General features: G+C 46.9%; 14 protein-coding genes and 1 tRNA gene. 4 read left to right on the top strand and 11 right to left on the bottom strand.

Going from position 1 to position 10,429, the window contains the following annotated elements; translation table 11 throughout:
• From moeB to QUA38_RS18605, 8 genes are all read right to left on the bottom strand, one after another.
• A partial coding sequence (gene moeB, locus QUA38_RS18640; RefSeq protein ID WP_333164298.1) for a molybdopterin-synthase adenylyltransferase MoeB occupies window positions 1–743 on the bottom strand: 743 nt, incomplete at its 3' end.
• Between the two features lie 79 nt (window positions 744–822).
• Window positions 823–1,302, bottom strand: a complete 480-nt coding sequence (locus QUA38_RS18635) for a M67 family metallopeptidase (RefSeq protein ID WP_333164295.1) — start codon at window positions 1,300–1,302, stop codon at window positions 823–825.
• A gap of 319 nt (window positions 1,303–1,621) precedes the next feature.
• A complete protein-coding gene (locus QUA38_RS18630) occupies window positions 1,622–1,849 on the bottom strand; it encodes a ferredoxin family protein (protein ID WP_333164293.1) in 228 nt (75 codons plus the stop codon).
• Between the two features lie 144 nt (window positions 1,850–1,993).
• Complete coding sequence (locus QUA38_RS18625; RefSeq protein WP_333164290.1) at window positions 1,994–3,229, bottom strand: ATP phosphoribosyltransferase regulatory subunit; 1,236 nt, start codon at window positions 3,227–3,229, stop codon at window positions 1,994–1,996.
• A 449-nt stretch (window positions 3,230–3,678) separates the two neighbouring features.
• A complete protein-coding gene (locus tag QUA38_RS18620) occupies window positions 3,679–4,602 on the bottom strand; it encodes a tetratricopeptide repeat protein (RefSeq protein WP_333164288.1) in 924 nt (307 codons plus the stop codon).
• A gap of 101 nt (window positions 4,603–4,703) precedes the next feature.
• On the bottom strand, window positions 4,704–5,519 hold the full coding sequence (locus QUA38_RS18615) for an inositol monophosphatase family protein (protein ID WP_333164286.1): 816 nt from the start codon (window positions 5,517–5,519) through the stop codon (window positions 4,704–4,706).
• Between the two features lie 215 nt (window positions 5,520–5,734).
• Window positions 5,735–6,250: a thermonuclease family protein gene (locus tag QUA38_RS18610; protein ID WP_333164284.1), complete on the bottom strand. Its 516-nt coding sequence runs from the start codon at window positions 6,248–6,250 to the stop codon at window positions 5,735–5,737.
• 34 nt (window positions 6,251–6,284) lie between these two features.
• Window positions 6,285–6,653, bottom strand: coding sequence for a 2Fe-2S iron-sulfur cluster-binding protein (locus QUA38_RS18605; RefSeq protein WP_242721298.1), 369 nt, complete (start codon window positions 6,651–6,653; stop codon window positions 6,285–6,287).
• A 214-nt stretch (window positions 6,654–6,867) separates the two neighbouring features.
• Between QUA38_RS18605 and QUA38_RS18600 the strand changes: the two genes are divergently transcribed.
• A tRNA-Ser gene (locus QUA38_RS18600) sits at window positions 6,868–6,952 on the top strand.
• 408 nt (window positions 6,953–7,360) lie between these two features.
• Here QUA38_RS18600 and QUA38_RS18595 read toward each other — a convergent pair.
• The 3 genes from QUA38_RS18595 to QUA38_RS18585 are packed head-to-tail and all read right to left on the bottom strand — an operon-like array spanning window position 7,361 to window position 8,234.
• Window positions 7,361–7,759, bottom strand: coding sequence for a transcriptional regulator (locus QUA38_RS18595; RefSeq protein WP_333164282.1), 399 nt, complete (start codon window positions 7,757–7,759; stop codon window positions 7,361–7,363).
• Window positions 7,743–7,976, bottom strand: coding sequence for a type II toxin-antitoxin system HigB family toxin (locus tag QUA38_RS18590; RefSeq protein ID WP_333164300.1), 234 nt, complete (start codon window positions 7,974–7,976; stop codon window positions 7,743–7,745). Before QUA38_RS18590 ends, QUA38_RS18595 begins: the two co-directional genes overlap by 17 nt.
• On the bottom strand, window positions 7,977–8,234 hold the full coding sequence (locus QUA38_RS18585; protein ID WP_333164280.1) for a hypothetical protein: 258 nt from the start codon (window positions 8,232–8,234) through the stop codon (window positions 7,977–7,979). It lies immediately after the preceding gene.
• Between the two features lie 49 nt (window positions 8,235–8,283).
• Between QUA38_RS18585 and QUA38_RS18580 the strand changes: the two genes are divergently transcribed.
• The 3 genes from QUA38_RS18580 to QUA38_RS18570 all read left to right on the top strand — a co-directional run.
• Entirely contained in the window at window positions 8,284–8,418 is a 135-nt protein-coding gene (locus tag QUA38_RS18580; protein ID WP_333164278.1) for a hypothetical protein, read from the top strand.
• A 220-nt stretch (window positions 8,419–8,638) separates the two neighbouring features.
• Window positions 8,639–9,850, top strand: coding sequence for a ribbon-helix-helix protein, CopG family (locus QUA38_RS18575; RefSeq protein WP_333164276.1), 1,212 nt, complete (start codon window positions 8,639–8,641; stop codon window positions 9,848–9,850).
• Window positions 9,851–10,034: 184 nt separating this feature from the next.
• Window positions 10,035–10,429 (top strand): FAD-dependent oxidoreductase (locus tag QUA38_RS18570; protein WP_333164273.1); only part of this gene is annotated, 395 nt, incomplete at its 3' end.

The following is a 10,429-nucleotide window of genomic DNA, read 5'->3' as shown; positions in this document are numbered from 1 at the left end:
GGCCGCAGTTTCAATTGCCGGAACGTCATATCTAAGGCATTGTAAAGCAACAGTCTGCCGCTCAAAGTAGTGCCTTGACCCAAGATAATCTTGATAGCTTCCGTTGCTTGGATAGAACCGACAACTCCGCACAAAACGCCTAAAACGCCGCCTTCTGCACAAGAAGGAACCATGCCAGGAGGCGGGGGTTCTGGGTACAAATCGCGATAATTCGGGCCGCCTTGGTAGTTGAAAACTGTTGCTTGGCCTTCAAATCGGAAGATGGAACCGTAGACGTTCGGCTTGTTTAAAAGCACGCAAACGTCGTTCATCAAATAGCGAGTCGGGAAGTTGTCCGTACCGTCGATAATAATATCGTAAGGAGTGGCAATGTCGATCGCATTTTCCGAACTAACGCGAGTTTCGTACAAATCAACTTGGCAAAAAGGATTAATTTCTAAAATCCGATTTTTAGCCGACTCAATCTTCGGTTTCCCCACCCAAGAAGTGCCGTGAATTACTTGCCGCTGCAAATTGGAATGGTCTACAACATCAAAGTCTACAATCCCAATGCGGCCAACACCGGCTGCCGCTAAATACAGCAGCAGCGGCGAACCGAGGCCTCCCGTACCGATGCAGAGCACGCTGGCAGCTTTGAGACGCTTCTGCCCTTCCAATCCAACTTCTGGGAGGATGAGGTGGCGAGAGTAGCGTTCGTATTCTTGTTTGTTGAGCTGGATCTCGTCCAGATTAGGATTTAGCATGATATTGTGTGTAGCGCAGATTTTGAATTATATCCTATCTAAATCTTTCGCATTTTTACGTGTTTGTTATTTTTACTAATTATTTCTTAATCTCAGTCGGTTCCTGTGCGAGAATTTCCTCTGCTTGAAAGTTCCTCTCTCCGTCAAGACTCCAACTGCGGAGGTCTTCTGAACAGCCTTGTCGGACGGACACAATGATGTAAGAGTATTCGGCCCAGGCCAATGTCCGATCGCACTCTGAGGGCACTGCCGGACAATCCGTGTGAGAATGATATATGCCGATAATATCCACACTGCGATCGCGCCCGTGTTTCATCGCCCGCAACATATCTTCGGGCTTAATAGCATATCTGCGCCTTTCTGTCAATCCCTTTTCTTCAGGCCAATTCTCCTCCGCCTCCGCACTCCAAGCATTTTGAGTCTGCCAAACTTCCACTACAGTTTTAACATCGCCAGTAACTCGACCGAGCAACAAACCGCAGCATTCTTCAGGATAAGCGCTTTCGGCGTGGGTGCGGATGGATAAAATTTGAGAGTCGGAAAGTGCGATCGGCTGCATAGGATTTTATTGTAGATTTTATTGTAGTTTTTTTTGTAAAGTGCGATCTGGCTTTTTTTTAAACGAATCGCGAAGACGCGAAGGACAAGTTCGGCGAAGCCGTTCTCGAAGGGTAGGAAGACAAGAGAAAGAACTCACAAAAGAAACATAATTAATAACCTCACTTACAGATCTAAACCTTAGATTTTTCCAATATTTATCACCCTTTTTCTCGGCGCCCTCTGTGTTCTCTGCGGTTAGGAAAAAAAGCGAATGTAGGGTGCGCCGGGCCGCGCACCTTACCCCTGAGTTAATGTAGCTATCTAGCCCTCAATTGCAATCAAGTTGGAGTTTGCTGCAATTCAGGCCGCTCATCTGGAACGATCGCACCTTCGACAGGACATACCTGCAAACAAATACCGCAGTCAATACAGGTATCAAAATCAATCCAAAACCAATCAGTACCCTTGACGTTTTTGCCGGGACCGGGGTGAATGCAAGCAACCGGACAAGCGCCAACGCAATCAGCAACTCCCTCGCAAATATTCGTAACAATAGTGTGTGCCATAGTGTTCTCTCAAAACATTTTAGGTAGATAGGGAATTAGCAATTAGCAATTGGCAAAACCTTCTCTCAATCAGCAGGATACATAATATCATATCGGGTGATTTTTAACCAATTACCAACTACTAATTACCACTTACCAATTAGCCTAATTTACCGTTTCAATTGTTGGCAATCCTTCGGCATTTACCCAAGCAATTTGAGCAATTCGTCGATCGCGCGCATATTCCCGCGCCGACTCTGCTGTCTCCCGACTCTCTAAATCTATCTCTACCCGAACTAGGTGAGTAGAGTCTCGGAGTTTGCGAGCGTAAGCAAACGCGGCGGCACTAGCTTCAGGAGTTTGAGCCACAACCAACCAGTCGCTAGCTGGCGTCTGGCTGGGCAATTGCCCCTCTGTCAGCAAAACTTGGTGCAACTCTTCAATATTTAGACAAAACCCAATGCCGGGGGAATTTTGCCCTTGCGGATCGAACAGTCCCAACAGTTGGTCGTAACGTCCCCCTTGTCCTAGAACTCGCTGTCCTGTCTTACTGCTGCTGACAACTTCAAACACAATTCCAGTGTAATAGTCAAATGTTTGAATTAAACTCAAATCGAGGTGAATGTGGGATTTTAGATTGGGAATTTTTGACTGGCATTGGTGCAGCAATTCGATCGCAGATTTGAGATTATTTAACGCGGCTTGCTGCGGCAAATCTAAATCCAGCTTGGCAACAATTGGCAACACCTCTTCTGGGCGGCCGCGCAAGTCAAATAACAGCAGAGCTCTTTCTCGCAATTCGGTTGACAGCGGCAAAGTTTCCAAGGCAATTCGATCGAGATTGGCGATCGCCCCCCGAACTTTTTGGCGCACATTTGGCGGAAACGATTCTAGCAATGTTGCAGTCAAGCCCGCTTCTCCCAAAACCAAATGCCAGTCATCAATTCCCAAGCTCTGCAAGCACTCAGACACCAGCAGCAGCACTTCCGCATCCGCAACCGCCCCCCCCGCGCCGAGGAGTTCTACCCCAGCTTGATAGAACTCCTGTTGCCCGCCTGAGCCTGTATCTGGGCCTTTGCGGAACACGTTAGCGTTATAGTAGAGGCGCTGAGGCTGCCAACGAGTCCCGGCCATCCGCATTGCAGCCGCGCGGGCGATGGATGCTGTCAATTCCGGCCGCAAACCAAGTTCTCCATCCTCGGCGTCTTGCAGTTGAATTAAGGTCGATCGGTCGATCGCGCCCCCAGCCATCAATGTCTCCAGCCTTTCTAGGGTAGAGGTAATAATCCGGTGATAGCCCCAGCGGTGAAAAACCTGCTGTAAGCGCCGTTCGATCGAAATTTTTTGAGCAACGTCAAGGGGCAATAAATCTCTTGCACCGGATGGGGGTTGGTGAACCATATCAATTTTAGATTTTAGACTTTAGAAGATTTTAGATTGGGCTTAGAAGCTTAGCTTTATGGACGGTGTTAAAGTCTAACGAGGCAAGCTTAACAGTTGACTTTAACAAATTAAGGTGTCATATCAATTTTAGATTTTAGATTTTAGATTTTAGGTTGGGCCTATAAGCTTAGCTTTAGGAGACGGTGTTAAAGTCGAAGCAGGCAAGCTTAACATTCAACTTTAACAAATTAAGGCTTCATAGCGTTTTCGTTTGCATGGGAATAATCATTTTCCCCGTCTGTGCAAGCGTCCCGCTCTTTCTGGAGCATCTGCTCTCGCCGGACGATTGCACTGACGGTATAATTCCGAGTTACCGGATTTGATCTCACCAAGTTTTGATCGAGCTCACTCCACTGCTGTGCAGTTCACCATTTTCTCAACATTCAAGACTCACAAATCACAACTTCTCATTTCTTCTTCCCGCCAAACAAACTTGCAAAAAATCCTGGTTTTTCATCACTTTTTTTAGCCTTTGCGGAAACTTGTTCCAGCTTTTTCTTAACCTCCAAAGCCGTCGGTTCTTCAGGATTTGATGCCAAAGCTTTGTTCATCTCAAGTTTCGCCATTGTGGCTTGATTTTGTTCCAGGTAACACATTGCTAATAAAGCGTGGGCCTTGCTGTGTTTTGGCTGGCGCTTCACGGCTTCTTTCAACTCTAAAATTGCTTTGGCGTAACTTTTGCTGTCCATGAATCCTTGAGCTCGGCGGCAATAGGCTTCAGTCTGCGGGTCTTCGACTTTGGGCAGAGGTGGAGTTGGGGTTGGAATTGCGGTTGGGGTTGGGGTTGGGGTTGCATCTTTTATTGGGGTTACATCTTTTATGGGTGAAGCGGGTGTAACCGCACCACCGCCAAGGCGCTCTTTTCGCAGGAGGTAAACCATGTTGAGTTCGCTAATTTGAGCGATCGCATCTTCGGTTTCCTTAACTGATTCGTACTGCTTGAGAGCGAGTTTGCTAACTGCTGTTTTGTAAGCTTCTTCCCAATTTTGAGCGGTAGCTAACTGTTTGGCTGCTTCGCTTTCAATTTGCATTTTCGCCTGTTCTTTAACGACGCGCTTGGCGATGGCTGCTAATAACAGGCTGTATTCTTTGCGATCGCTTTCCTTGGAAAATTTGTTGTAAGCCGGATTGACTACTTTTGACAAAAATTGGTTAGCCCAATCTTTATCGGCTTGGCTTTCAAAAGAGCAAGTATCCGAATGCAAGCGGCGGGCGATTTTCATGTAGCGCTTGCGGATGTCGTTAAACTCGGCGTCTAAGGGAATTCCCAAAATTGCGTGCTGATCTGTAAAGTCATACTTGAACAGCCCTTTTGTCATTTCAAAAGACATAACTTTTACTCTTCCTTTCCTGGCTTTTCACTATTCTTTAATGTAGCTTGAGTCAAGGGGTTGTGACCCCCGTACTACCCCCGATCTATTGCTGGGGGGCGCTACTTCCAAGAAGATAAAGGAGGAACGGCTAGCAGTGCGCTGCTGAGTTCGGCGTGTATTTTGCCGTTTGTGGCCAAAACCCGACCCGAGTTCATCTCAAATGCACTGCCGTCATAAGCTGTAACTTGACCTCCGGCTTCGGAGACGATGAGTACACCTGCTGCTACATCCCAAGGGGATAGTCCCCGTTCCCAGTATCCGTCCGATCGCCCCATCGCGAGGTGTGCGAGGTCTAGGGATGCGGAACCGCTGCGCCGCACGCCTTGGGTGAGGTGGGTAAGGTGACAGAATTCGGCATAATTATTGTCTGCTGTTTCGCGCCGATCGTATGCAAAGCCAGTGACTAGCAAACTGGTTCTCAATTCTGAGATTTGGGAAACTTCGATGGGCGAACGGTTGCAGGTTGCTCCCAATCCTTTGCCTGCCCGAAATAATTCGTTATGAAAAGGATCGTAAATTACTCCAATTTGTGGTATTCCGTCGATTAAAAGTCCGATCGACACGGCCCAAAAAGGATATTGGTGAGCATAATTTGTTGTGCCGTCCAAAGGGTCGATCGCCCACAGGTATTTGCTAGTTGCATCCCCTAATTTGCCGGATTCTTCGGCGAGGATTGCGTGGTCGGGTACGTGGCGGCCGAGAATTTCTAAGATGACGGCTTCTGAGGCTTTGTCGGCTTCTGTGACTAAATCGCCCGATCGACCTTTTTCTTGAATTTTTTCTAATTTTCCGCAGAAAGATTTCAGGACGGAACCGGCGGCTAGGGCTGCTTCGGTGGCTATTTCTAAGAAATTTTGCAGTTGATTGTCAGTCATTAGGAAGAGGGAAGTACGAACCGCGAAGACGCGAAGGACACGAAGGAAGATGGAAGATGGAAGATGGAAGAGGCAAGAATAACTGGTTCCTAGGCAAAGCCTAGGAACCTATATCTAGAGGCTCTGCCTCGGCTGAAAAAAATGGAGGCCGAGCCTCCGGATCTGCGTTCGCAGGCCGAGCCTAGGAACGAGTGGACATGACTACTGACTAATGACTATTGCCGATTTTGCTGGCGAAATTCTGCAGGAGTTTGGCGCAATGCTCGTTCTGGATTCCACAAGCCTTTACCCATGAGTCTCGCCCATTCTTGAGCGTTGATGAGTCGCTGCTGATATTTGGTGTTGGGCGATCGCACTGAGGCCAGGGCATAACCTTCTTTGACTAGCTGTTCGTTGAGCAAATTTTTATCTTGCCACAAGTAGGCTAGTTTGCGATCGAACTGGTCTTTCTGTTCGATGTCTGATTCTAACAATACCTGTTTTCCCCCAATTAGCTGTTCTAGTCTTTGTTTGGCTGCTTCTCCCCAAGGCTGCTGTTTTAAATCTGGCGCATCAATACCAATCAGCCTGATTTGTTCTAATAAGGCTATTTTGTCGGCTGTACTGATAACTTCGATTGTTTGCCCACTGATAGCCCTTTCTACTTTGGCGATCGTACCTTGGGGCATTTCTGGTTTTTGGCAGCTAGCTAACAACAAACAAAGGGCGATCGCAAATAACCGATAAAGCATGGATAATTGGTAGTGGATTATTTATCAAATTGCCTTATTCTTCATCCAACGGCAAACCGGCTTTAACTTTACCTTTGCCGAAGTAGCGGCCGAATTGCAGTTCGTACACTTCGTCTTCGTCTTGTGTCTCTACCTCAATGTTGGAACGGGGATAGCTGACGCACAGCAGGGCATAACCTTCTTTTTGCAGTTCCACAGAAAGCCCCATTGCTTCTGGCTGGTGCAGTTCCCCCGACTTGACGCGCACCGCACAGGCGGTACAAGCGCCGTTGCGGCAGGAAAAGGGCAATTCTACTCCTTGGTTTTCGGCGCTTTGGAGGATGTAGCGGTCTTCGGGTACTCGCACGGTGTGGCGATCGCCTGTCTGTCTGTTATGAATTTTAATTGTGTAAGAGTTAGTCATGGAATTTTAGATTTTAGATTTTAGATTTTAGATTGGCGTTGGCGGGGCAAGATCCTTGAAATGAATGGGTTTGCGACCCAGAGAGAAGAACCCAAGCCTGCCCGTTTCACACCCTACCCATATTAAACAGCAAATTTATGCCGTTACCCCTTCCCAAATCTGATTTGTTCTGCTAAGATAGCTTAGCTGTGGCTAAATGAATTAGTTTAGCCCTGGAGAGGTGGCCGAGCGGTTGAAGGCGCACGCCTGGAAAGTGTGTTTAGGGCAACTTAACGAGGGTTCGAATCCCTCCCTCTCCGTTAAACAAGCTGTTTAGGCAAAAAAAACAGCTTGCAACAAAAGTCTCTGATATGAGATAAATACTTTGATGAGACCGAGAGCCCTTGATTTTTTTTAGAAAAATCAAGGGCTCTCGCTTTTATATTTTTGAGTGTAAATTACGGGTGATCGGGCCGGGAATAAACGCCCAGAGATAATGCCAATAGTAGAAAACAATTAAGTGACGCTCCTAAACCATATCGCTGGCGATTGGTGTAGGAGCGTCACTTAATTGTTTTTTCCAAATTTATCTTTGAACTAGTCATACCTTAATTCAGCAACGCCCAAGGGTCAGATGCCTCTGGCCTGGGCACCGGGCATCGGTAATAGTTAGTGGTTACTGGTTAGTAGTTTTTCTAATCACAAATAACCAATGCCCAATTTCCCAATTAAATGAACAAGCTAGGTGAGATTTTAAAATAATCGCCTAGTGCCTTAGCTTGTGCCTTGCTAATCGCTCTTTTCCCATTCACAACCTCAGACACCACACCGCTCGATCCAATGATACCTACCAAGTCCGCTTGACGGGTGCCGCTGGATTCCATGATGTGTTGCAAAATCTCATGAGGCTCGGATTTGTCGATCGGATAATTTTCTCTCTCGTAAACTTCAACCAGCGTGACTAACAACTTGTATAAAGCTCTCTCCTCTGGAGTGAGGTTTTTAGCGAACATTAGCCGTTCTGCCACTGCCAGGAGGCGATCGTATTCCTCTTCAGTTTCGATCGCCCTAGGAGCAATTTCTGCAAGCAAGTTGCTATAAGTAGCTCCATCAAAAGTAAGGATCATTTTTCCATTTGTCTTTGTCGTATTCAGCGTGGGTTAGTAAATATTTGTAGAAAATAGTTTGCTCCTCGTAGTTGATGCCGACAATCAGGCGATATTCGTTGCCTTTGATATTAAAGACTGTGAAGTCTCCTACTGCTTCGGCATCCCGGTAAATCTGGCGAACATCCTCCAAGTTCTGCCATTTTGCTTGCTTTACAGTTGCGTTCCAGCTATCAATTTAATTTTTGACATCGGGATACTGGGCAGCATCTTTACGGAGGTTGCGGATCGAGATTAAGTGCATGAGTTTTTCTTTGATTTGTTCTTTTGTTTTGCATAGTGATTTTCCGATTGATTGATTGACTACTATGTCTATGCTCTCATTTCGAGAGGGAAATGTCAAGGCCCGATCGAGTAAAAATTCTTTCACCCACTCCAGGTGGGTTTTGTGTGTGTAGGCGGGGTTGGAAACCGCAGGCTTTATCTTTAATCCCACTCTTGCTCCCCCGACTTGATCCTCATCGTGTAAAAAACCTTTTAGCAGCGTGGTTCGGGCTGATCGCATGGAAGTTGTGGAAACTCGCCTTTTTGCAGCGTTCAAAGACTATCTGGCAGCTTATTTGGATTTGGTCGATCGCGCCGAACCGGTGAAATCGGGCGCAAAGTTAGATATTATCTAACAAGCTCAACTGTTATATCTGCGGTATCGTGCCGAAAAAAAAACCCTGCCAGGGAATCTTCACGGGGTTCTACGTCGAGGAATCGACCGAAGGGTATCTTCACGAATTTTTGTTCAATTGGGAACAGAAGCTGGCACAATTGGTAAGTAACAAGAATTAATTTTAATAGAAACTTCAGCCACTACACTTATTAGTGTAGGTTGGCATGAGGAAAATGCCAATGGTCAAAAAAAATCGCAATGTAGTTAGTTCCAATTCAGAAAGTAAAGTCAAAGTCGGACTTTCGCTGACTTCTTCTAGTGCCGATCGATTAAACGTGATCGCTCGCAAGCTCGGAATATCAAGGTCAGAACTCCTAGAACGCTTGGCACAAGGCGCTCTGGATATTTCTAAGGACAAGACGGAAGTTACTGTCACTTGGAAAAAAGGTGAAGAAACGCAGGTAGACGCCCCCGACTTGCAAGGGGAAACAGCCGAAGAAAGCGAAATTAATGAGGCTGTAACGGCAGAAACTCTATCGGACTCGGTGAGTATAAAGCCAAATCCGCTGCAAGAAAGTTACGAAAGTTTACAGCAGCAGTTGAGTGAACGCGAAAGTTTGATCGCTTCTTTGCAGCAGCAATTAGCTACCGAAAAGCAAAATCTCGAAAGCCAATTGCAAGAAACAGTAACTAAGTCAAGTTACGAAAGTTTACAGCAGCAGTTGAGTGAACACGAAAGTTCACTCGCTTCTTTGCAGCAGCAATTAGCTACCGAAAAGCAAAATCTCGAAAGCCAATTGCAGGAAACAGTAGCCAAGTCAAGTTACGAAAGTTTACAGCAGCAGTTGACTGAACGCGAAAGTTCGCTCGCTTCTTTGCAGCAGCAATTGGCAGAAAGAGAACACCGGGAACACGAGTTTCAGCAACAGCTAGGCGAAAAATCCAGTGCTTTGGAATCTTTGCAGCAGCAACTAGCCGAAAAATCCAGTGCTCTGGAATCTTTGCAGCAGCAATTGGCAGAAAGAGAACACCGGGAACACGAGTTTCAGCAACAGCTAGGCGAAAAATCCAGCGCTTTGGAATCTTTGCAGCAGCAACTAGCCGAAAAATCCAGTGCTCTGGAATCTTTGCAGCAGCAATTCGCCACGGAAAAGCAAAATCTCGAAAGCCAATTCCAGGAAAGCGTGTCGAAGTCGAGTTACGAATCTTTGCAGCACGAGTTAGCAGAAAAGTCAAGTGCGATCGGCGACTTCCAAGTTAAACTGACCAAGTTGCAATATCTGGAAAATGAATTGAGCCAGAGTGCGGCGATACAGCGAAATTACGACGCTTTGCAGCAACAGTCTCAAGAACAGCTAAGAACCATCAAAGCTTTACGGGAACAGCTAGCTCAAATGCAGGCTGTGGCTGGCATTGGCGAAGCTTATCTCAACAAGTGGCGCCGTCAGTGATTCTCTCATCAACACGATACTGTCTAACGCTCCGGGTGCGCCCGGAGCACCTTATCCCTAAAACAAAACGTCCTCTAAATTCGGTCTCCTTCCTCTTGTAGCGATAGATTTCAACCTGCCGCTACAAGAGCTTTTTATTGCAAAATATGAGCATACTATTAAGAAATATTACAATAAATAAATTATGAGAGGCGATCGCACCCCTGAGAGCAAATCCAATCCAGCAGACACTAAGATCCGCGTCACGGTAATTGGAGGCGGCATCGGCGGGCTGACAGCAGCCGCCCTGCTAGCCCGCAGAGGATACAAAGTGCTAGTCTTAGAACAGGCGATCGTCCCCGGAGGATGCGCTTCCACCTTCAAACGCAAAGGCTTTACCTTCGATGTCGGCGCCACGCAGGTTGCAGGATTGGAACCCGGAGGCATTCATCACCGAATTTTTTCAGAATTAGACATAGAACTTCCGGCCGCGACACCCTGCGATCCCGCCTGTGCGGTGTTTTTGCCGGGAGAAACCGCACCGATTAGCGTGTGGCGAGATCCGCAAAAGTGGCAGGAAGAAAGGCAGCGGCAGTTTCC

This window comes from Microcoleus sp. Pol12B4 (genome assembly GCF_036701385.1).
Classification (GTDB): domain Bacteria; phylum Cyanobacteriota; class Cyanobacteriia; order Cyanobacteriales; family Microcoleaceae; genus Microcoleus.
Note: the sequence above shows the minus strand (reverse complement) of the source record. Positions and strands in the feature narration are given on the sequence as shown.